The 21,166-nt window shown below is 55.0% G+C and carries 20 protein-coding genes; 11 read left to right on the top strand and 9 right to left on the bottom strand.

The features are described 5' to 3' along the window. Positions 1–21: 21 nt before the first annotated feature. The 3 genes from E4Z61_RS03610 (at position 22) to topB (ending at position 3,678) form a co-directional block, all read left to right on the top strand. Positions 22–573, top strand: coding sequence for an NAD(P)H nitroreductase (locus E4Z61_RS03610; RefSeq protein WP_135321568.1), 552 nt, complete (start codon positions 22–24; stop codon positions 571–573). A 116-nt stretch (positions 574–689) separates the two neighbouring features. Next, positions 690–1,733, top strand: a complete 1,044-nt coding sequence (gene selD / locus E4Z61_RS03615; RefSeq protein WP_135321569.1) for a selenide, water dikinase SelD — start codon at positions 690–692, stop codon at positions 1,731–1,733. A gap of 4 nt (positions 1,734–1,737) precedes the next feature. Next, positions 1,738–3,678: a DNA topoisomerase III gene (gene topB, locus E4Z61_RS03620; RefSeq protein ID WP_135321570.1), complete on the top strand. Its 1,941-nt coding sequence runs from the start codon at positions 1,738–1,740 to the stop codon at positions 3,676–3,678. A gap of 51 nt (positions 3,679–3,729) precedes the next feature. Here the strand turns inward: topB and gdhA are convergent, their stop codons facing one another. Then, on the bottom strand, positions 3,730–5,073 hold the full coding sequence (gdhA, locus tag E4Z61_RS03625; protein WP_135321571.1) for an NADP-specific glutamate dehydrogenase: 1,344 nt from the start codon (positions 5,071–5,073) through the stop codon (positions 3,730–3,732). A 250-nt stretch (positions 5,074–5,323) separates the two neighbouring features. On the opposite strand from gdhA, the gene E4Z61_RS03630 reads away from it, so the two are divergent. Further along, entirely contained in the window at positions 5,324–5,587 is a 264-nt protein-coding gene (locus tag E4Z61_RS03630; RefSeq protein ID WP_420808703.1) for a YnjH family protein, read from the top strand. Here E4Z61_RS03630 and E4Z61_RS03635 read toward each other — a convergent pair. Beyond that, a complete protein-coding gene (locus E4Z61_RS03635; RefSeq protein WP_135324867.1) occupies positions 5,553–5,960 on the bottom strand; it encodes a pyrimidine (deoxy)nucleoside triphosphate diphosphatase in 408 nt (135 codons plus the stop codon). The two genes, E4Z61_RS03630 and E4Z61_RS03635, sit on opposite strands and share 35 nt — an antisense overlap. Positions 5,961–6,039: 79 nt before the next feature. On the opposite strand from E4Z61_RS03635, the gene E4Z61_RS03640 reads away from it, so the two are divergent. Both E4Z61_RS03640 and E4Z61_RS03645 read left to right on the top strand, forming a co-directional pair. Further along, complete coding sequence (locus tag E4Z61_RS03640; protein ID WP_135321573.1) at positions 6,040–6,609, top strand: carboxymuconolactone decarboxylase family protein; 570 nt, start codon at positions 6,040–6,042, stop codon at positions 6,607–6,609. Further along, on the top strand, positions 6,602–7,225 hold the full coding sequence (locus E4Z61_RS03645) for a CDP-alcohol phosphatidyltransferase family protein (protein WP_135321574.1): 624 nt from the start codon (positions 6,602–6,604) through the stop codon (positions 7,223–7,225). Before E4Z61_RS03640 ends, E4Z61_RS03645 begins: the two co-directional genes overlap by 8 nt. 7 nt (positions 7,226–7,232) lie before the next feature. Here the strand turns inward: E4Z61_RS03645 and E4Z61_RS03650 are convergent, their stop codons facing one another. The 7 genes from E4Z61_RS03650 to xthA form a co-directional block, all read right to left on the bottom strand. Further along, positions 7,233–8,540, bottom strand: coding sequence for a sulfurtransferase (locus E4Z61_RS03650; protein ID WP_135321575.1), 1,308 nt, complete (start codon positions 8,538–8,540; stop codon positions 7,233–7,235). An 88-nt stretch (positions 8,541–8,628) separates the two neighbouring features. Then, the gene (locus E4Z61_RS03655) at positions 8,629–9,261 is read right to left on the bottom strand and encodes an ATP-binding cassette domain-containing protein (protein ID WP_135321576.1); all 633 of its coding nucleotides are present in this window, start codon (positions 9,259–9,261) and stop codon (positions 8,629–8,631) included. Continuing rightward, positions 9,261–10,796, bottom strand: coding sequence for an ABC transporter permease family protein (locus E4Z61_RS03660; RefSeq protein WP_135321577.1), 1,536 nt, complete (start codon positions 10,794–10,796; stop codon positions 9,261–9,263). Before E4Z61_RS03660 ends, E4Z61_RS03655 begins: the two co-directional genes overlap by 1 nt. Then, positions 10,769–11,938, bottom strand: a complete 1,170-nt coding sequence (locus E4Z61_RS03665) for an ABC transporter substrate-binding protein (protein WP_135321578.1) — start codon at positions 11,936–11,938, stop codon at positions 10,769–10,771. Before E4Z61_RS03665 ends, E4Z61_RS03660 begins: the two co-directional genes overlap by 28 nt. A gap of 26 nt (positions 11,939–11,964) precedes the next feature. Next, positions 11,965–12,672: a TVP38/TMEM64 family protein gene (locus E4Z61_RS03670; protein ID WP_135321579.1), complete on the bottom strand. Its 708-nt coding sequence runs from the start codon at positions 12,670–12,672 to the stop codon at positions 11,965–11,967. After that, positions 12,669–13,313, bottom strand: coding sequence for a TVP38/TMEM64 family protein (locus tag E4Z61_RS03675; protein ID WP_420808695.1), 645 nt, complete (start codon positions 13,311–13,313; stop codon positions 12,669–12,671). The genes E4Z61_RS03670 and E4Z61_RS03675 overlap by 4 nt, the downstream gene beginning before the upstream one ends. 236 nt (positions 13,314–13,549) lie before the next feature. Then, a complete protein-coding gene (xthA, locus tag E4Z61_RS03680; RefSeq protein ID WP_135321580.1) occupies positions 13,550–14,356 on the bottom strand; it encodes an exodeoxyribonuclease III in 807 nt (268 codons plus the stop codon). A 444-nt stretch (positions 14,357–14,800) separates the two neighbouring features. Between xthA and astC the strand changes: the two genes are divergently transcribed. The 5 genes from astC to astE are packed head-to-tail and all read left to right on the top strand — an operon-like array spanning position 14,801 to position 20,825. Next, positions 14,801–16,021, top strand: coding sequence for a succinylornithine/acetylornithine transaminase (gene astC, locus E4Z61_RS03690; protein WP_135321582.1), 1,221 nt, complete (start codon positions 14,801–14,803; stop codon positions 16,019–16,021). After that, positions 16,018–17,052: an arginine N-succinyltransferase gene (astA, locus tag E4Z61_RS03695; RefSeq protein WP_135321583.1), complete on the top strand. Its 1,035-nt coding sequence runs from the start codon at positions 16,018–16,020 to the stop codon at positions 17,050–17,052. Before astC ends, astA begins: the two co-directional genes overlap by 4 nt. Further along, positions 17,049–18,527 (top strand): succinylglutamate-semialdehyde dehydrogenase, encoded by a 1,479-nt coding sequence (gene astD / locus E4Z61_RS03700; RefSeq protein WP_135321584.1) that lies wholly within the window; start codon positions 17,049–17,051, stop codon positions 18,525–18,527. The genes astA and astD overlap by 4 nt, the downstream gene beginning before the upstream one ends. After that, positions 18,524–19,867: an N-succinylarginine dihydrolase gene (gene astB, locus E4Z61_RS03705; RefSeq protein ID WP_135321585.1), complete on the top strand. Its 1,344-nt coding sequence runs from the start codon at positions 18,524–18,526 to the stop codon at positions 19,865–19,867. Before astD ends, astB begins: the two co-directional genes overlap by 4 nt. Further along, complete coding sequence (astE, locus tag E4Z61_RS03710) at positions 19,860–20,825, top strand: succinylglutamate desuccinylase (protein ID WP_135321586.1); 966 nt, start codon at positions 19,860–19,862, stop codon at positions 20,823–20,825. Before astB ends, astE begins: the two co-directional genes overlap by 8 nt. Positions 20,826–21,166 lie beyond the last annotated feature (341 nt).

Here is a 21,166-nt window from a genome sequence, read left to right on the forward strand (position 1 = left end):
TTCATTGTTGGAGTTAAGCAAATGGATGCACTCGAATTACTTATGACCCGTCGTAGCGCCTCTCGTCTTGTTGAACCTGCACCGACGGGCGAGCAACTGCAAAACATCCTGCGGGCGGGGATGCGCGCACCGGATCACAAAACGTTACAGCCGTGGCAATTTTTTGTCATTGAAGGCGAAGGGCGCGAACGTTTTAGCACGGTGCTCGAAAAAGGCGCAATTGCCGCCGGGAGCGATGAAAAAGCTCAGGAAAAGGCACGTACTGCGCCTTTTCGTGCCCCGCTGATTATTGCGGTGGTAGCGAAGTGCGAAGAAAGCGACAAGGTTCCGTTGTGGGAACAGGAAATGTCGGCAGGTTGCGCGGTAATGGCTATGCAGATGGCCGCGATTGCGCAAGGTTTTGGCGGTATCTGGCGCAGCGGCGCATTAACGGAAAGTGCGGTAGTGCGCGAGTCGTTTGAGTGTCGCGCTCAGGATAAAATCGTCGGTTTCCTCTATCTGGGGACACCACAGCTCAAAGCCTCCACCTCAATTAGCCTTGCTGATCCGAGCGCATTCGTTCGTTATTTCTGATATCAACGGCAAAACTGTCTGGATTATGAGCAAAGACACCCGAATTCAGACAGTCACTCTTACCACATCATGGAATGAGCGCTACCATATCCGGATTGCAATGACAGGAGATGTCCATGAGCGAGCAAGCTATTCGTTTAACGCAATACAGCCACGGAGCCGGTTGCGGTTGTAAAATTTCACCCAAAGTGCTGGAAACCATCCTGCACAGCGAGCAGGCGAAGTTCGTTGATCCTAATTTACTTGTGGGAAATGAAACCCGCGATGATGCGGCGGTGTACGATCTGGGTAATGGCACCAGTGTTATTAGCACCACCGATTTCTTTATGCCGATTGTCGATAATCCGTTTGATTTTGGCCGCATCGCCGCGACCAACGCCATCAGCGATATTTTCGCCATGGGCGGCAAACCGATTATGGCTATCGCAATTCTGGGCTGGCCTCTCGATAAGCTGGCACCGGAAATCGCCCGCGAAGTGACCGAAGGCGGACGTTTCGCCTGTCGCCAGGCCGGCATTGCGCTGGCGGGCGGTCACTCGATTGATGCACCGGAACCGATTTTTGGTCTGGCCGTGACGGGCGTGGTCCCGACCGAGCGTGTGAAGAAAAACAGCACCGCCGTCGCGGGATGCAAGCTGTTCCTCACCAAGCCGTTGGGTATTGGTGTGTTGACCACCGCAGAGAAAAAATCGCTGCTCAAACCTGAACATATTGGGCTAGCGACGGAAGTCATGTGCCGCATGAACGTTGCTGGTGCGGCATTTGCGGATATAGACGGCGTGAAAGCCATGACCGATGTCACCGGTTTCGGTCTGCTGGGGCACCTGAGCGAGATGTGCCAGGGGGCGGGGATCCAGGCGCAGGTGGTTTACCAGGATATTCCAAAACTGCCTGGTGTTGAAGAGTACATCTCGCAGGGCGCAGTACCGGGCGGCACGCAGCGCAACTATGCCAGCTACGGGCATCTGATGGGCGAGATGCCGCAGGCGGTACGCGATTTGCTGTGCGATCCGCAAACCTCCGGCGGCCTGTTGCTGGCAGTGACCCCGGAATCTGAAGCCGAAGTCAAAGCGGTTGCCGCGCAGTTTGGTATCGATCTCACCGCCATTGGTGAGCTGGTGGAAGCCCGTGGTGGTCGCGCCATGGTTGAGATCCGTTAATTCGATGCGGTTGTTTATTGCCGAAAAACCGAGTCTGGCGCGCGCCATTGCCGATGTGCTCCCTAAGCCGCATCGTAAAGGTGATGGTTTTATAGAATGCGGAAATGGACAAGTGGTGACCTGGTGTATCGGTCACCTGCTTGAACAGGCGCAGCCAGACGCCTACGACAGTCGTTATGCTCGCTGGAGTCTGGTCGATCTGCCGATTGTTCCGGAAAAGTGGCAACTGCAGCCGCGCCCCTCTGTCACCAAACAGCTCAACGTTATAAAGCGCTTTCTGCATGAAGCCAGTGAAGTCATTCACGCGGGAGACCCCGATCGTGAAGGGCAGTTGCTGGTTGATGAAGTGCTGGACTACTTGCAACTGGCGCCGGAAAAGCGCCAGCAGGTCCAACGTTGCCTGATTAACGACCTTAACCCACAGGCGGTGGAGCGGGCGATTTCTCGTCTGCGCGCCAACAGTGAGTTTATTCCGCTGTGTGTCTCGGCGCTGGCGCGTGCGCGTGCTGACTGGCTGTACGGCATCAATATGACGCGTGCCTACACCATTCTTGGACGCAACGCGGGCTATCAGGGGGTACTTTCCGTCGGACGCGTGCAGACGCCGGTTCTCGGCCTGGTGGTGCGTCGTGATGAAGAAATTGAAAACTTCGTCGCCAAAGATTTCTTTGAAGTGAAAGCGCATATCGTCACGCCTGCCGACGAGCGTTTTACTGCTATCTGGCAGCCCAGCGAGGCGTGTGAGCCGTATCAGGATGAAGAAGGGCGCTTGCTGAACCGTACGTTGGCAGAGCACGTGGTGAACCGCATCAACGGTCAGCCGGCGATAGTCACCAGCTATAACGATAAACGGGAATCAGAATCCGCGCCGCTGCCGTTTTCACTGTCGGCATTGCAGATTGAAGCCGCTAAACGCTTCGGGCTGAGCGCGCAAAACGTACTCGATATCTGCCAGAAGCTGTATGAAACCCATAAACTAATTACCTACCCGCGTTCAGATAGCCGCTATCTGCCGGAGGAACACTTTGCCGGACGCCATGCGGTGATGAACGCGATCGCGGTCCATGCACCTGATTTATTACCGCAGCCGGCGGTCAATCCCGATACGCGTAACCGCTGCTGGGACGATAAAAAAGTCGATGCGCACCACGCGATTATTCCCACCGCGCGCAGTTCATCCATCAACCTGAATGACAATGAAGCGAAGGTGTATAACCTGATTGCGCGCCAGTATCTGATGCAGTTCTGCCCGGATGCGGTATTCCGTAAGTGCGTCATTGAGCTGGATATTGCCAAAGGCAAGTTTGTCGCCAAAGCTCGTTTCCTTGCGGAAGCCGGGTGGCGCACGCTGCTTGGCAACAAAGAGCGCGATGAAGAGAACGACGGTACGCCACTGCCGGTCGTGGCGAAGGATGACGAACTACTGTGCGAAAAGGGCGAAGTGGTGGAACGTCAGACCCAGCCGCCGCGCCATTTTACCGATGCAACGCTGTTGTCGGCGATGACAGGGATTGCGCGGTTTGTGCAGGATAAAGATTTGAAAAAGATCCTGCGCGCCACCGATGGACTGGGAACGGAAGCCACGCGCGCGGGGATTATCGAGCTGCTGTTTAAGCGTGGATTCCTGGTGAAAAAAGGCCGCTATATCCACTCGACTGATCCCGGAAAAGCGCTGTTTCACTCGCTGCCAGAAATGGCGACGCGCCCGGATATGACCGCGCACTGGGAATCGATCCTGACGCAAATTAGTGAAAAACAGTGTCGCTATCAGGACTTTATGCAGCCGCTGGTGGACACACTGTATCAGCTTATCGATCAGGCCAAACGCACGCCGGTGCGCCGATTCAGGGGCATTACGGCACCCGCTGGCGCTGAGAAGAAAAAGAGCGCACCGCGTAAACGCACGGCAAAAAAAAGCCCACCATCTGATGAGGTGAGCCTGTAATACGTTTGTAGGCCGGATAAGGCACGTGTGCTCCGGCCCACAGAGACAAAATTAAATCACACCCTGGCCCAGCATCGCGTCGGCAACCTTCACGAAGCCCGCGATGTTGGCGCCACGTACATAGTTGGTCTGCTTGCTCTCGCCACCGTACTCGACGCAGGCATGATGAATATCCAGCATGATGTGGTGCAGACGTGCATCCACTTTCTCTGCTTTCCAGCCCAGACGCGCAGCGTTCTGCGCCATTTCCAGACCGGATGTGGCTACGCCACCGGCGTTGGCGGCTTTACCCGGCGCAAACAGTACGCCTGCTTCGAGGAACAGGTCGGTGGCTTCGATGGTGGTCGGCATGTTCGCACCTTCAGCCACGGCCTTGACGCCGTTGGCGATAAGCATTTGCGCGGCTTCCACATCCAGTTCGTTCTGCGTGGCGCACGGCAGGGCGATGTCGACCGGCACTGACCACGGCTGTTTGCCTTCCAGATAGGTCAGGCCAAACTCACGGGCATAATCCGCCACACGGCCATCACGGCTGTCTTTGATCGCGCACAGGCGCGCCAGTTTTTCTTTGGTAAATCCACTTTCGTCAACCACGGTACCGCTGGAATCAGAGGCGGTCACCACACGCGCGCCAAACTCCATCGCTTTCTCAATGGCGAATTGTGCCACGTTACCGGAACCGGAAACGGCAACACGCATGCCTTCAAAGCCCAGACCATGGCGTTTGAGCATCGCTTCGGTGAAGTACACCAGACCGTAGCCGGTCGCTTCCGGGCGGATCAAACTGCCGCCAAACGACAGACCTTTTCCTGTAAAGACGCAGGCGCTGTTGTTGGACAGTTTTTTCATCATCCCGGCCATAAAGCCGACTTCACGACCGCCCACGCCGATATCGCCCGCCGGGACGTCAGTGTCTGGCCCTAAGTGGCGGAACAGTTCTGTCATCAGTGACTGGCAAAAACGCATCACTTCGCCTTCGCTTTTACCTTTCGGATCGAAATCGCTACCGCCTTTACCCCCGCCCATCGGCAGCGTGGTGAGGGCGTTTTTGAAGGTCTGCTCAAAGCCAAGGAATTTCAGGATTGACAGGTTTACCGACGGATGGAAGCGCATGCCGCCTTTGTACGGGCCAATCGCAGAGCTAAATTGTACGCGCCACGCACGGTTAACCTGCACCTGATTACGGTCGTCCAGCCAGACCACGCGGAACTGGATTACGCGCTCAGGTTCAACCAGGCGTTCCAGCAGCGACATTTGACGATAACGCGGGTTTTGTTCGAGGAATGGCCACAGTGTTGTCATTACCTCACGAACGGCTTGCGCGAACTCGGTTTGATTCGGGTCGCGCTTTTGCACATGGTTGAGAAATGACTCCAGAGTACATGTCTGATCCATAGATATAAAAACCTCTTATGTGTTGATATGGTTATATTTTTGATGTTTATGTTAAGTGTTGTGCAGTTTTTGACTATAACATCAGCACTGTGACGGGACGCAAGAAAAAAATTAACCCCGCTAAGGAAATTAATAGTGCGGCGTGGGTCATAACCAAAAACGATGAAGGAAGGGACTAAAGTTTCTGTCGGTTTATACCGTTATACTGTGCATAGATGTCAGTTTAAAAGGAAAGAATATGCGCCGTTTTATGATGGCAGGTGCGCTGGTTTTGCTATCCAGTACGGCACTGGCAAATCAGCTTTATCGCCCGGATGTGCAGGTTAACGTGCCGCCGGAAGTGTTCAGTTCCAGCGGTCAGCGTGCACAGCCGTGTAGTCAGTGCTGTGTTTATCAGGATCAAAACTATTCGGAAGGTGCGGTGATCAAGGCAGATGGCGTGCTGTTGCAATGCCAGCGCGATGATAAAACGATTAGCACTAATCCGCTGGTCTGGCGTCGCGTAAAAGAATAAACGCCTGCAAGAGCGGGATGTCGGCAGGTGCCAGCGGATACTCCAGCGCCTCTTCAGGTGAGCACCACACCAATTGCTGATGCTCATGCGCGTTCAATTCGCCCTGATAAGTTGGCACGTGCCAGGCATGCAGGTGAATCATCCGGCCTGACACTTCGCGTTGATGGCTGGCAACGTATTGCCCAACGACCGCCTCAATACCGATTTCCTCACGCAGTTCACGCATCAGTGCCTGCGGCTGGCTTTCGTCAGGCTCAACCTTGCCGCCGGCAAGCTCCCACATACCCGGCTGATCCGTATGCGCCGGGCGCTGAGCAAGTAAAATTTTGCCATCACGTTCAAGGATAGCGGCGACCACGTCGAGAGTTTTCATCATATTCATCAAGATCTAAAACCAGAAAGTGACATACTATATTTATCTTTGTTTTATCTAAAGTATTCAGGAGCAACCGTTGAACGATCCTCAGTCGTGGGTAAAACCGTTGACGCGTATCCCTTCCAGTTTGACACCGCTTGTCGCGACGCAGAAAAAACACTATGGCGATGTACTGCACCCCACGTTCTGGTGGGGACGAGTGCCGTTTCTGTTCTGGCTGGTGGCGCTGTTTGTCGGGTTTATGGAACGTAAGCGGGCGCGCTTAACGCCGGTGATGCGGGCTCTGTTGATGACGCGCGTTTCGCAGATGTGCCATTGCGCTTTTTGTGTGGATGCTAACAGTTTGCGTCTTGCCGAACGTTGCGGGGCACTGGATAAAGTGCTGCAGGTAGCTAACTGGCAAGAGTCTACGCTGTTTAGCGAAGAAGAGCGCGTAGCGCTGGCCTATGCAGATGCGGTAACTGCTACACCACCGCAGGTTGATGATGTGCTGAAGGCGCAAATGAAGCAGCATTTTACCGATGACGTGATTACCGAAATGACCGCGCTGATTGCTTTTCAAAATCTCTCGGCGCGCTTTAACGCCGCGCTGGATATTCCTTCTCAGGGACTGTGTGACACTTTCAAAGGACGCCCGCATGCTTGACAGGCATCTTCATCCGCGATTAAAACCGCTGTTACATCAATGCGCGCGCGTTATCGATAAATCCGGTATTTCGCCGGATGGTCTGACGCTAATCGGCTTTGCCATTGGCGTGTTGGCCTTGCCATTTCTGGCACTCGGCTGGTATCCGGCGGCGCTGGTGGCCATTGTGCTCAATCGGTTTTTTGACGGGCTGGACGGTGCGCTGGCGCGGCGCAGAGGGCTTACCGATGCCGGGGGATTTCTCGATATTTCACTCGATTTTCTGTTTTACGCGCTGGTGCCGTTTGGCTTTATTCTGGCGGCACCCGAGCAGAATGCACTGGCGGGCAGTTGGCTATTGTTTGCGTTTATCGGCACTGGCAGCAGTTTCCTGGCCTTTGCCGCGCTGGCGGCGAAACACCAGATTGATAACCCCGGCTACGCGCATAAATCGTTTTATTATCTGGGCGGGTTGACCGAAGGAACCGAGACGATATTGCTGTTTGTGCTGGCCTGCATGTTTCCTGATTACTTTGCCGTGATGGCGTGGATATTTGGCGCGCTGTGCTGGATGACGACGTTTACGCGGATCTGGAGTGGGTATCTGACGCTGAAAGCGGTCCAGCGTCAGGAATAATCAGAGATTACTTGCTGCTGTCCGGGCCGCGCTCACCGCTGGCAACCGGGTTCTTCGAATTGCTGCTCCATTCGTACCAGCCGCCGTCATATACTGACACGTTTTTCCAGCCCATCGCGCGGGCATACATAAACGTCTCTGAGGCGCGCCAGCCGGTGCCGCAGTAGAAGGAAACCTGCTGCTCCGGCAGGATATTCCATTGCTTCCACATGGCGGTGATATCGTCCGCGCTGCGCATGGTGCCGTCCGGATTATGGAAATCTTCCATATGCGTGGAGTCGCTGCCTGCGTGACCCCAACGTGCGCCTGCGATCTCACCTTTTGGCTTAATGTAGCTATATCCGCTGGTGGTGCCGACAAATTCCGGCCATGAGCGAATGCTCACCAAAGACGCATCCTGGCGATGCAGCAGGCCGCGCGCCTGTTCCATATCCAGCATCAGTTGCGGCTGGGCTGGGATCTTCACGCCAAAATCTGGCTCGGGTTTTACTGTAGGCGCCGTGCCGCGTTCGACCGGTAACCCTGCGTCGGACCACGTCTGCCAGCCCCCGTCGAGTAGGCGAACATCTTTCACGCCCGCATACAGCATGATCTGTGCGACACGCGCCGCCGCATACACATCACGGCCATACAAAACCACCGTGGTGTCGTGGCGGATGCCGTGTTTTGCCAGCATCGATTTGAGCTGCGCGTCGGAGACTTTGTTCCACAGTGGTTCGCTTTCGACTTCGTTGGTATCAATGTATCCGGCACCCGGAATATGGCTGAGCAGATAGAGTTTCGGTGCCCCCCAGCCAGCTTCAACTACCTTCCAGTCACCCGCCGGTTTAGCGGTCACGTCTTTTCCCTGCTGAAGGTCGTGCAGCCACTGCGGATAGACCAACTGTTCGAAGTGCGGCAGGCGCTGCAGGCGCGCGTGATCCTGTAGCGCGTCGCTGAGCGTAGAGAGTTGGCTAAAACCGACTTTCTGCAGACGGGCTTTGACAGCCTGCATGTCGCTTTCACGGCCATACAGCGCCACAGGTGTATTGGTTTTTAACTGATGCTGTTTAACCCAGGCGGAGAGTTGCTCATCGTTCATGTTGTCGAGCCAGGAGGCAGACAAGTTGAGAGCAGCAGGTTCATGTCCGGAAGGGCCATTGAGCGATTGCGGCCAGCCGTTATAAAACGCGCTCTGGCGGGTATCGATAGCCTTGCCGTGTTGCTGCTGTAACTGGTTGAGGGTGAGCGTCTGTGCTGTTTCAGTAGCCCAGGAAGAAGCGCAAGCGAGCCCTAAAGCCAGTGCCAGCGCGGTCATTTGAGAAACACGTTTCATCGAATAGCCCGACGTTGAAAAAAAGAAGACGACATTCTGTGCCGCCAGCCTGGTAAAATCCTTGCGTTAACGCAGCATATCGCCACATTCACGTCCAGTTCGCCATCTGCAAAACGCGGCCTGCGGACGGAACGTCCTGCGCGTCATGGGTAACTTGTACCACGGGGATACCCAGCTTGCGCACCTCGGCAAATACCCACTGGCGAAAGGTATCGCGCAGTGAGGTATCCAGTCGGCTGAAGGGTTCATCCAGCAGCAGCGCCTGCGGTTGTGCCAGCAGTGCGCGCAGCAGGGCGATACGCGATCGTTGCCCACCGGAGAGCGAAGCCGGATCGCGAGGGTAAAACCCGACCAGCCCGGCACGTTCAAGGGCGCGCTCGACTTCATCGCGTCTGGCGGAGCCTTTCAGATTCGCCGGGAGCGCCAGCAGCAAATTCTGCCCAACGCTGAAATGGTCGAACAGCAGGGAGTCCTGGAACAAAATGCCAATTTGCCGCTGCGCCGTTGGCAACGTGTCGATGCGCCGACTGTTAAGCCACAGTTCACCAGATGCCTTAAACTGGGGAGAAAGCGCGCCAACCATCCACGAGAACAGCGAGGACTTGCCGCTGCCCGAGGGACCCATAATAGTGACAATGTCACCTTTGTTAACCTCGAAGTTGACCTCTTTGAGCAGGACGTCAGGTCCCTGGCGCAGTGAAACATTTTGCACGATGAGCATTAGCGGAGTCCTTGTCGTAAGCGGCCAACCCACGCGGAGAGTAACGCGGACAGTACGAAAACTAACAGCGGCAACAGCAGCTGCCACAGCGCCTGTGATGCCAGTAGTGCCGCGCTGCCGCCGCTGCTCAATGCCACTGCCTCGGTCGTGAGCGTGGGAAAGCGTCCAGCCCCTAACCACAGGGTCGGCATATACTGGGCGATACTGACGGAAAAGCCCACCGCGAAAGCAATCAACGCCGGGCGCGCTAGCTGCGGACATTTCACTTGCCAAAAGATGCGACCCCGCGTCCAGCCCAGCGTTTGCGCAATCAAAATCAGGCGCGGATCAATTCGTTGCCACGCGGGTTTGAGCACGAACAGCATCCACGGTGTGACCCATAGCAGATGTCCCCAGATAACTGTCATTAATTGGCCATCCAGGTCTGCGTACAGCGACAGCGTATATTGTCCGGTGACCAGCGGTAGCGCAGGCAGAATAATCGGCAGCCAGACCCAATGATGCCCGCGTTGTGGTCCCCATTCCAGCCATAGCAACAGCGTGACTAATGCCAGTGCGCTGGCAAGCAGACCCAGTTGCAGACTGGTGAACAGCGTCTGGCGATCGACTGATGAATACTGTGCAATCAGCGCCAGCACCAGCAGACAGAGCACGCCACTCACGGGCACCAGTTGTGCCAGTGAGCGCCCAAGGGGGTATGATGAAAAACTCAGACGGTCGCCGCTCACCGCCGGAATGGTGCGCTGCCAGCCGCGCCACAACAGATAGCCAACCAGCGCATACACGCACAGCAGCAGCACCAGCAACAGGCTGGCGAGAGAGCCTTTTATCTGCTGGTCCGAATCGCCCTGAGTAAGCCATTGCCAGCTCAACACTGCAAGCGTTGGCGGATTACCGGGACCGAGGACGATCGCCACATCCACGACGGAGAGTGACCAGGCAACTACCGCCAACATGGCTTTGCTTAACGCTGGGCCGATAGAGGGCAGAACTAACCAGTTCAGACATTGTAGTCGGCTATAACCCAGCGAATCCAGCACGATGACCTGCTGTGAAAGGTGTTTTTCACTCAACAGGGCCGAGAGGAACCACAGCAAAAAAGCGCTCTCTTTGACGGCTAACGTCATGCCAAGGCCGATGCCGTAGCGGTCGGCCTGTGGGGTAAGAAAAGGCACCGCGCGGTACAGCAATCCGCCTTCGGCAAACAGCAGCAGGACGCTGGTGGCAAATGCGACGTGCGGAATCGCCAGCAGCCAGGGGAGTCGAGTACACAGTCGTACCCAGCCTGCACCGGGCCATACGGCGAGGATCGCCAGCAACGCAATGGCCAACGCGCCGAGGGTCGCCAGAGTAACGGAAACCAGCGTCGCCATCAGAGCTTGCGGCAACTGGGGATCGGCGAACAGCGCCTGCCAGTGAGTAAGGGAAAGCGCAGGCGCTACCAACGTGACGGCGGCAGGTAACAGCGGCAAATAGATGACCGCCATGACGCCCCATAGCAACAGGATTAATGCGTACCGTAACGGCGTAGCCATTCTTGTTCCAATGCGTTTACCCAGGCCGCATGCGGTTCAGGAAGTACAGCGGGGAGTCCTTTTGGGATCCGCGCCTGCAACGCTTCACGCTGAGCGGCGGGTAATTTTTGCGGTTCGAGAACCGAAGGGTCACCCCAGTAAGTGGGGTCTGCTTTCCGCAGTTGCGCCTCAGGAGAAAGCAAGAAATTAGCGACGACTTTTGCCCCAGCCTTGGCGCTGGCGTTCGCCGGAATAGTGACAAAATGCACATTGCCAATCATTCCTTGCGAAAAACCAAAGCTGTAGCTGTTTTTGGGTAATTCACTGTGGGCCACTTTTTGTTGGGCATGCGCGGGGTTAAAGGTCAGCGATAAACGCAGCACGCCGTTATTCAGCAGCGCGTCCATTCGCGCGGGTGTGGGGGGGAAATCTTTCCCTTCACGCCATAAAAAAGGATGCAGCGCGTCCAGATACTGCCACAGCGGGGCGGTAACTTCAGCGAACGTCGCGCTATCGGGCGCTATTTTCAGCGCTTGCGGCTGCGTGGTGAGCGTAATCAGTAACTGCTCGAGAAAAGCCGTTCCGGTAAAGTCAGGCGGGCGCGGGTAGGTCACCGTACCGGGATGTGTTTTAGCAAACGCCAGCAATGCCTGCGGGGTTTGCGGCGGTTGTTCGGTAATATTACGTTCGGCGATAAAAGTTAGCTGCGCGCCGCCCCACGGTGACTCGGCACCCTCCGTTGGGATGGAGAAGTCTTCGCTGACAGGCTGCAGGGTATCAACATAGCGCCAGTTGGGTAGCGTTTGCGCCCACTGGGTTTGCAGCAGGTTTGCTTCTTTTAGCGTACGGAAATTTTCGCCATTCACCCACAGTAAATCGACGGAGCCGCCGGTTTTACGCCCAGAAGTTGCCTCCGTTTGAATACGCTTTACCGCGTCGGCGGCATCGGCCAGACGCACAATTTTCAGGTTAATGGCGTAATGCGTTTTCATCTCGCTGCTCACCCAGTCGAGATACTGGTTCACTGCATTATCACCCCCCCAGGCGTTGAACCACACCGTCTGACCATGGGCTTCATTTTTGACTTGCTGCCAGCTGTCGTCCTGCGCGAAGGTCGTCAGCGGAGAAAACAGCAAACCCAGGCACAATAAGCAGTAACGCATACTCACTCCAATCGTTAATGGTGGCTTCAGGAGTGTTTCCCGTGCCGCTCAAGATAAAGACTTCTCACCACGGAAATCACTACCGTCAGTGCAAACAGCACAAACAACCCGGTCACGAACCAGAACGTTCCTCCGGTTAGCAGGCTTCCGGCCCAGGAATAGACGATGGTTGCGGGCAACTGACCCATGCCGGTGGCGAGGAAAAAATGACGAAAGCGGATCGAGGTCAGACCGGCGGCATAGCTTACCGGGTCAAAGGGAACGAAAGGTAACAGGCGACAGACCAGAATTGTGTGTTTGCCGTAGCGCTCAAAAAAGGCGTCCATGCTGTTCAGCACAGTTTTCCCGGTCAGTTTTTCCACCGTGCTACGGCCAAAGATACGGGCGATAAAAAAACATAACGCCGCGCCTGCCATCGCGCTGCTCCAGGAGAGAACGCCCCCCCAAAATGCGCCGAACAATGACGCATTGGCAAAAGTGATCACAAACGCCGGGAGCGGGGCAATAATGGCCTGTAAGACCATCAAGCAAAACGACACCACCGCAGCCTGAGCACCGTATGATCGAATAAGATTTTCAATGGCGTGTGGGTCAACTGTTGCGAATGCCGCCAGGCTGTGAGCGATAAAATCACTGACGCCAGGCACCCATGCCCAGGACATCAGCGCCAGTAGTAGCAGGATAACCAGCCCGGCCCGGCAATATCGTACGACGTGCGTTTTATTCAGCTTCATGATTTATCAGCTAACTCACCGTTGGTAGAGGGAACGATGCGCTTCACGCGGGCCCAGGCTTTTACCGCCTGTACCAGGGCGAATAAAATGAAGCCAGCAATACTGAGTTTAACCATAAATGTCAGGGTGATGCCTTCGCTGGCGAGCTCATGCGACATCAGCGTATAGATAAACAGACCGGGTAAGGTAGTGACCGCAGAAATGACAGTAAACGACCAGAATGAGATGGTAGTTAACCCATAGGCATAATTTTGAATGTTGTATGGGAACAACGGCACCAGTCGGGTGAAAATCAGAAAATCGATCCCGCTTTGGGCAATGCCTTTTTCGATGGCCTGAAAGATTGTCGTATGTCCGACATATTTCAGCAGCAGATCGCGACCCAGCCAGCGGGCCAGCAGAAATGACAGCGCCGAGGCAACGGTGGCTGCAAACAGGGAAACAAGGGTTCCCATCACCGGGCCAAACAGGATGCCGCCGACAATCACCAGAACGCTGCCGGGGATCAAACACAGCGCCGCAACGATAAACAGCAGAATGTACAGCGCGTAACCGAACATGCCGCTCTGGCGGATGAGGTCTTGTAAATGTTGGAAATGGGTTATCAGGCCGCTCAGGCCGGAATAATGGAAAACGCCCACCAGAACACAGAGGAGTAGCGCAACGATCAGCAGTCTGTATTCTGCTTTATGCGAACTTCTTTTTCATGGGGGTCTCCTGTAAAACCGGGGAAATAAAGCGTTTTCGTCAGCGAAAAGTGCGCGCGAAGATATAATAAAATCCCGGCCGTAACAATGTATTACCGTCGCTTTATTGATTTTGCACCGAATAAACAGACTCTCCAGGCAAGGCCCGGAGAGTGGCAACGTTCAGCAGATCAGACGCGGAATTTAGCCCATACCGGCGCGTGGTCGGACGGTTTTTCCATGCTGCGGATTTCATAGTCGATACCGGTTTCTTCGCAGCGTTCTGCCAGCGGGTTGCTCGCCAGCAGCAGATCGATACGCAGGCCACGGTTATCGTCAAAGCCTTTCGAACGGTAATCAAACCATGAGAACTGGTCGTTTTTTTCAGGATATGCGTGACGGTATGTATCCACCAGGCCCCAGCCTAGCAGGCGTTCCATCCACTCGCGTTCTTCTGGCAGGAAGGAACATTTACCGGTACGCAGCCAGCGTTTGCGGTTCTCTTCGCCAATGCCGATATCCAGATCGGTGGGGCTGATATTCATATCACCCATGATTAGCACTGGATTATCGCGCTTCAGTTCAGTCTCGAGGTAGTTCTGTAAGTTCTGATAAAACGCGGCTTTGGCCGGGAATTTGGTTTCATGGTCACGGCTTTCACCTTGCGGGAAATAACCGTTGATTACGGTAATGCTGCCCAGGGGGGACGGAATTTCCGCCATGATGATACGACGCTGCGCTTCTTCACCATCACCAGGGAAGCCACGGCGCACCGAGATCGGCGTTTCTTTCGTCAGTAGCGCGACGCCGTAATGGCCTTTCTGACCGTGATAGAAAACGTTGTAACCCAGCTTCGCCACCTCTTCGAGAGGGAACATGTCGTCGTGAACTTTTGTCTCCTGTAAGCCAATCACATCCGGTTGATGTTTTTCGACAATGGCTGCCAGTTGATGAGGACGGGCACGCAGGCCGTTGATATTAAAAGAGACAAATTTCATAGTCGCTGCCACTTTGCAAGATGAATAGTGCAAGGATGGTAGCAGAATTTCCGTTGGCTGACTGCTTCTTGTCACCTGATTCCAACAATGATTGCTAATGGTGTTAACGATGGAGCAAAAACTGCACTGTTTTGGCGCGGTACGCGTCAGAATGGGGCAATAATTTCCGAAAAATTTCGTATACGATCACAATTCCAGAATTATATTTGGCGACTGAATAAAATTGCGTTTTTTCCTCTAATTACTCACCCGATAGGCGAACGTATTCACTTTATATGCACTCAGAGTGAATATCGCTGGGTTATAACTTGTTGATATTCCGTTACCTCATCGCGTTTATGCATATTTTTTGCTGGCTGGCACGAACCCTGCACTCTACATTTACACCGCAAACACTATATTTATTAACATATAAATAACTTTTTATTTACCGTAGAGGTCGCTATGTCTCTGTCAGTTACGCGTGAAAATTTTGATGAATGGATGATGCCCGTATACGCTCCGGCTCCTTTTGTTCCGGTTCGCGGCGAAGGTTCACGTCTGTGGGATCAGCAGGGTAAAGAGTATATCGATTTCGCGGGAGGCATTGCGGTTAACGCGCTGGGTCATGCACACCCGGCTTTGCGGGAAGCATTAAACGACCAGGCAGGTAAATTTTGGCATACAGGAAATGGCTACACCAACGAGCCGGTGCTGCGTTTGGCGAAAAAGCTGATTGATGCCACCTTTGCCGAGCGCGTCTTCTTCTGTAACTCCGGGGCAGAGGCCAACGAAGCGGCATTAAAACTGGCTCGTAAGTACGCCCACGATCGTTTTGGCACGCAGAAAAGCGGCATCGTTGCGTTTAAAAATGCCTTCCATGGCCGCACGCTGTTTACCGTCACCGCCGGTGGTCAACCCGCGTATTCGCAGGATTTTGCGCCATTGCCGCCGGATATCCACCATGCGGTATATAACGATCTCGACTCTGCCAGCCAGCTGATTGATGACACTACCTGTGCGGTGATTGTTGAGCCTGTTCAGGGCGAGGGCGGCGTAGTGCCTGCAACAAAAGCCTTTTTGCAGGGGCTGCGCGAATTATGCGATCGCCACAATGCGCTGCTGATTTTTGATGAAGTGCAGACCGGCGTGGGGCGTACCGGCGAACTGTATGCCTATATGCACTACGGCGTCACGCCGGATCTGCTGACCACCGCCAAAGCGCTGGGCGGCGGGTTTCCTATCGGTGCGCTGCTGGCGACCGAACATTGTGCGAGCGTCATGACGGTCGGTACACATGGCACGACTTACGGCGGTAACCCGCTGGCTTCTGCGGTGGCCGGGAAACTGCTGGATATCGTCAACACGCCGGAAATCCTCAATGGTGTAAAACAGCGTCACGACTGGTTTGTGGAGCGTATTAACGCCATTAACGAACGTTTTGGATTGTTTAGTGAAATTCGCGGACTCGGCCTGCTGATCGGCTGTGTGCTCAATACGGAGTTTGCCGGTAAAGCGAAGCTTATCTCGCAAGAGGCGGCTAGCGCTGGCGTGATGGTGCTGATTGCTGGTGGTAACGTGGTGCGTTTTGCCCCTGCGCTGAACGTCAGCGAAGAAGAGATTGCCACCGGACTGGATCGCTTTGCGCTGGCCTGCGAACGTATTAAAGCTGGAGGTTCATCATGATGGTGATCCGTCCCATTGAACGCGCCGATATCACGGCGTTGATGCAGTTGGCCAGTAAGACCGGCGGCGGGTTGACCTCGCTTCCGGCTAATGAAGCCACGCTGATGGCGCGCATTGAGCGTTCACTGCAAACCTGGCAGGGTGAGCTGCCCAAAAGTGAACAGGGCTACGTTTTTGTACTTGAGGACAGCGCCACCGGCACCGTTGCCGGGATCTGTGCAATTGAAGTGGCGGTCGGGCTCAACGATCCCTGGTACAACTATCGGGTCGGAACGCTAGTCCATGCCTCGAAAGAGCTGAACGTCTACAACGCGTTGCCGACGCTGTTTCTCAGTAATGATCACACTGGCAGCAGCGAGCTGTGCACTCTGTTTCTCGATCCGGAGTGGCGGAAAGAGGGCAACGGCTATTTGCTGTCAAAATCGCGCTTTATGTTTATGGCGGCCTTTCGCGATCGGTTTAATGAAAAAGTCGTGGCCGAAATGCGCGGCGTGATTGATGAACACGGTTACTCCCCATTCTGGCAGAGCCTCGGTAAACGCTTCTTTTCGATGGAGTTCAGCCGGGCGGATTTTCTCTGCGGCACCGGGCAGAAAGCATTTATCGCAGAACTGATGCCCAAGCATCCTATTTATACCCATTTCCTGTCGGATGAAGCGCAAAGCGTAATTGGCGAAGTGCATCCGCAAACGGCACCGGCTCGCGCGGTGCTGGAAAAAGAAGGCTTCCGCTATCGTAACTATGTCGATATTTTTGACGGCGGGCCAACGCTGGAGTGCGATATTGACCGGGTGCGGGCTATTCGTAAAAGCAGGCTGGTGGAGGTGGTTGAAGGCCAACCTGCGCCGGGCGAGTATCCGGCATGTCTGGTGGCAAATGAAAACTACCACAACTTCCGTGTCATGCTGGTACGCGCCGATCCGCATACCCAGCGTCTGGTGCTGACGGCGGCGCAGCTGGATGCTCTGAAGTGCCACGCGGGTGACCATGTCCGTTTCGTTCGTCTTTGTGCAGAGGAGAAAACAGCATGACATTATGGATAAACGGCGACTGGGTAACGGGTCTGGGCGAGCGTCGGGTGAAAACCAATCCGGTAAGCGGCGATATGCTGTGGCAAGGAAATGATGCCGATGCCGCACAGGTGTCGCAGGCGTGCCGAGCCGCACGCGCCGCATTTCCGGGCTGGGCAAAGCAACCTTTTGCCGCGCGTCAGGCGGTGGTGGAACAATTCGCGGCGTTGTTGGAGAGCAACAAAGCCGAGCTTACGGCAATTATCGCCCGGGAAACCGGCAAGCCACGTTGGGAAGCGGCTACCGAACTGACTGCGATGATCAATAAAATCGCCATTTCCGTGAAGGCCTACCACGCGCGCACCGGGGAACAACACAACGAACTACCGGATGGCGCGGCGACATTACGCCATCGTCCGCATGGCGTGTTAGCCGTTTTTGGCCCGTATAACTTCCCTGGTCATTTACCGAATGGACATATTGTTCCGGCGCTGCTGGCGGGTAATACGGTGATCTTTAAACCCAGCGAGCTGACGCCGTGGACCGGTGAGGCCGTCATTAAACTGTGGGAGCAGGCGGGACTCCCTGCGGGCGTGCTAAACCTGGTGCAAGGCGGGCGCGAAACCGGGCAGGCGCTGAGTGCGCTGGAAGACCTCGATGGTTTGCTGTTTACCGGCAGTGCAAATACGGGCTATCAGTTACATCGTCAGTTATCCGGGCAGCCGGAAAAAATCCTCGCACTGGAGATGGGGGGGAACAATCCGCTGATTATTGAGAACCCGGAAGATATCGATGCGACCGTCCATCTGACTATTCAGTCAGCGTTTGTTACCGCCGGACAGCGCTGCACCTGTGCCCGTCGTCTGCTGGTTAAAAAAGGCGCGTTGGGCGATGCGTTTCTGGCGCGTCTGGTGGAGGTCAGCCAGCGTTTACTTCCCGGTAACTGGGATGATGAGCCGCAGCCGTTTATCGGTGGGCTTATTTCCGAACAGGCCGCGCAGCATGTGTGTGATGCCTGGCAGCGCCTTGAGGCATTAGGTGGCCGTACGATGCTGGCGCCGCGACAGGTCAAAGACGGCACCTCCCTGCTGGCACCGGGCATTATTGAGCTGACCGGCGTGGCAGACGTGCCGGATGAAGAGGTCTTTGGCCCGCTGCTCGGCGTGTGGCGCTATGACAGCTTTGATGAGGCTATTCGCCTGGCGAACAACACTCGATTTGGCCTGTCGTGCGGGCTGGTCTCACCGGACCGTAATCAGTTTGACCAGTTGCTGCTGGAAGCGCGGGCAGGCATCGTCAACTGGAATAAACCTTTGACCGGGGCTGCGAGCACAGCGCCGTTCGGTGGGGTGGGCGCCTCAGGAAACCATCGCGCCAGCGCGTGGTATGCCGCAGATTACTGCGCCTGGCCGATGGCGAGCCTGGAGTCTCCGGTATTAACGTTGCCGGCGACGCTGAGCCCGGGTCTGGATTTTTCGCGTGAGGAAAAACGATGAAAGCGCGTGAGGTCAATTTCGACGGGCTGGTGGGGTTGACGCACCATTATGCGGGATTGTCGTTTGGCAATGAGGCCTCGACCCGACACCGTTTTCAGGTGTCGAATCCCCGTCTGGCGGCAAAGCAGGGCTTATTAAAGATGAAAGCGCTGGCGGATGCGGGATTTCCTCAGGCGGTGATTCCGCCGCATGAGCGTCCGTATATTCCGGTGTTACGCCAGCTTGGGTTCAGCGGTAGCGATGAGCAGATCCTGGAAAAGGTGGCGCGTCAGGCACCGCACTGGCTCTCCAGTGCCAGCTCCGCCTCGCCTATGTGGGTGGCGAATGCGGCAACGGTCTGTCCGTCTGCCGATTCACTGGATGGGAAAGTGCATCTGACGGTGGCGAACCTGAACAACAAATTCCACCGTTCACTGGAAGCGCCGACCACTGAAGCACTATTACGGGCGATATTCCGTGACGAGAATACCTTTGCGGTTCACAGCGCGCTGCCGCAGGTGGCACTGCTGGGGGATGAAGGGGCGGCCAACCACAACCGCCTCGGCGGGGATTACGGTGAGCCTGGTATGCAGTTGTTTGTTTACGGTCGTGAGGAGGGGAATACTTCGCAGCCGATGCGCTACCCGGCCAGGCAATCTCGTGAGGCCAGCGAAGCCGTGGCGCGACTGAACCAGGTTAACCCTCATCAGCTTATTTTTGCTCAGCAAAACCCGGACGTTATCGATCATGGCGTGTTCCATAATGACGTGATCGCGGTGTCGAATCGTCAGGTACTGTTTTGCCATGAACAGGCGTTTGCCCGGCAGCAGGCGCTGTTGAACCAGTTACGTACTCAGGTGGATGGTTTTACTGCACTGGAAGTCCCTGCCGCAGAAGTTTCGGTGTCGGATGCGGTGGCAACGTATCTGTTTAACAGTCAGTTGTTGAGCCGCGATGATGGTTCAATGATGCTGATTTTACCGCAAGAGTGTCGGGAGCACGCGGGCGTGTGGCGTTATTTGAACCGCCTGCTGGAAGAGGATAATCCGGTCGATGACCTGCGGGTATTCGATCTGCGTGAAAGTATGTCCAACGGCGGTGGCCCGGCGTGCCTGCGACTGAGGGTAGTGTTAACACCGAAGGAGCAACGGTCGTTGAATCCGGCGGTCATTATGAACGATGTGCTGTTCAATACGCTCAATAATTGGGTCGATCGTTACTATCGGGACAGGCTTACTGCCGCTGACCTTGCCGATCCGCAGCTGTTACGGGAAGGGCGTGAAGCGCTGGATTCATTGACTCAATTGCTCAATCTCGGTTCGGTTTATCCTTTCCAGCAGGAGTGTGCAAGCTATGGATAATTTTCTGGCCCTGACCCTCGCGGGAACCTTACCGGAGATCACCCACGGTGAGGCCCACGGATTTAGCTGGCGGTGGACAGGGCACGGGATGCTGGAACTGACGCCGGTCGCAGCGGTTGATCGTTCGCTGGTGATTTCGGCGGGTATTCATGGCAATGAAACCGCACCGGTTGAGATGCTGGATGCGCTGCTGTCAGGGCTCTTTCGCGGTGAGTTGACGCTGACATGGCGGTTACTGGTGATTCTGGGCAACCCACAGGCGTTGTCGCAGGGGAAACGCTATTGCCATAGCGACATGAACCGTATGTTTGGCGGGCGCTGGCAGATATTTGCTGAGAGTGGTGAAACGCGGCGCGCCCGTGAGCTTGAGCTGTGCCTGGAGGATTTTTATTCCCGTGGCAGGGAGTCTGTGCGCTGGCATCTGGATATGCATACCGCTATTCGCGGGTCGCATCACCTGCGCTTTGGCGTACTGCCGCAACGTAACGTGCCCTGGGACGAAGGGTTTCTGTCCTGGCTGGGGGGCGCCGGACTGGAAGCGCTGGTCTTCCATCAGACACCGGGCGGCACGTTTACCCACTTTAGCGGTGAGCATTTCGGTGCGCTGGCCTGTACGTTGGAACTGGGTAAGGCATTGCCGTTTGGACAAAACGATCTAACTCAATTTGCGCAGACAGCAGATGCGCTGGTCTGTTTACTGAAGGGGGAATGTCGTGGTGCAGAGGACACATTTCCGGTGCGCTATCGCGTGGTGTCGCAAATTACGCGGTGCAGCGATGATTTCATTCTCTATATGGACAACCAGACGCTGAATTTTACCCCCTTTAATGAGGGAACATTGCTGGCTGAGGACGGCGATGAGTGTTTTATCGTCACCCATGACGTTGAATACGTACTGTTTCCAAACCCGAATGTGGCCTGTGGTTTACGCGCAGGGTTGATGCTGGAAAGGCTATAACCGATATATTCCCCGCGAGTTTATCTCCGGGGGATTATTTTTACGTGCGGTATTTTTTATTACGGATTATTCCTGGTAAGTTGCTTTATTAATAACCTGGTTTCAGGTATAGTTCTTCACAATCCTTTCAAAATCATCTCGTTGTAATTTTTTATTTCAACTCTGCGCAATTTATTCTTTTTTTCTTCATAATTGGTGAAAGTTTGTTTTTTACACTTTCATTGTTTTACCGTTGCTCTGACTAATTGACGCTTCAACCGGTAAAGTTAATCTTGTCAACACGACATCCGATTGCATAAGCATCGTAAGAATGTCGTAAGAATAACTGAAAGGAAGGATAG

This window comes from Citrobacter tructae, from assembly GCF_004684345.1.
GTDB classification, from domain to species: domain Bacteria; phylum Pseudomonadota; class Gammaproteobacteria; order Enterobacterales; family Enterobacteriaceae; genus Citrobacter; species Citrobacter tructae.

Coding starts and splice junctions, on each gene's coding strand:
- E4Z61_RS03610 (WP_135321568.1), top strand. CDS start 22: ATGGATGCACTCGAATTACTTATGACCCGTCGTAGCGCCTCTCGTCTT.
- selD (WP_135321569.1), top strand. CDS start 690: ATGAGCGAGCAAGCTATTCGTTTAACGCAATACAGCCACGGAGCCGGT.
- topB (WP_135321570.1), top strand. CDS start 1,738: ATGCGGTTGTTTATTGCCGAAAAACCGAGTCTGGCGCGCGCCATTGCC.
- gdhA (WP_135321571.1), bottom strand. CDS start 5,073: ATGGATCAGACATGTACTCTGGAGTCATTTCTCAACCATGTGCAAAAG.
- E4Z61_RS03630 (WP_420808703.1), top strand. CDS start 5,324: ATGATGGCAGGTGCGCTGGTTTTGCTATCCAGTACGGCACTGGCAAAT.
- E4Z61_RS03635 (WP_135324867.1), bottom strand. CDS start 5,960: ATGAAAACTCTCGACGTGGTCGCCGCTATCCTTGAACGTGATGGCAAA.
- E4Z61_RS03645 (WP_135321574.1), top strand. CDS start 6,602: ATGCTTGACAGGCATCTTCATCCGCGATTAAAACCGCTGTTACATCAA.
- E4Z61_RS03650 (WP_135321575.1), bottom strand. CDS start 8,540: ATGAAACGTGTTTCTCAAATGACCGCGCTGGCACTGGCTTTAGGGCTC.
- E4Z61_RS03655 (WP_135321576.1), bottom strand. CDS start 9,261: ATGCTCATCGTGCAAAATGTTTCACTGCGCCAGGGACCTGACGTCCTG.
- E4Z61_RS03660 (WP_135321577.1), bottom strand. CDS start 10,796: ATGGCTACGCCGTTACGGTACGCATTAATCCTGTTGCTATGGGGCGTC.
- E4Z61_RS03665 (WP_135321578.1), bottom strand. CDS start 11,938: ATGCGTTACTGCTTATTGTGCCTGGGTTTGCTGTTTTCTCCGCTGACG.
- E4Z61_RS03670 (WP_135321579.1), bottom strand. CDS start 12,672: ATGAAGCTGAATAAAACGCACGTCGTACGATATTGCCGGGCCGGGCTG.
- xthA (WP_135321580.1), bottom strand. CDS start 14,356: ATGAAATTTGTCTCTTTTAATATCAACGGCCTGCGTGCCCGTCCTCAT.
- astC (WP_135321582.1), top strand. CDS start 14,801: ATGTCTCTGTCAGTTACGCGTGAAAATTTTGATGAATGGATGATGCCC.
- astA (WP_135321583.1), top strand. CDS start 16,018: ATGATGGTGATCCGTCCCATTGAACGCGCCGATATCACGGCGTTGATG.
- astD (WP_135321584.1), top strand. CDS start 17,049: ATGACATTATGGATAAACGGCGACTGGGTAACGGGTCTGGGCGAGCGT.
- astB (WP_135321585.1), top strand. CDS start 18,524: ATGAAAGCGCGTGAGGTCAATTTCGACGGGCTGGTGGGGTTGACGCAC.
- astE (WP_135321586.1), top strand. CDS start 19,860: ATGGATAATTTTCTGGCCCTGACCCTCGCGGGAACCTTACCGGAGATC.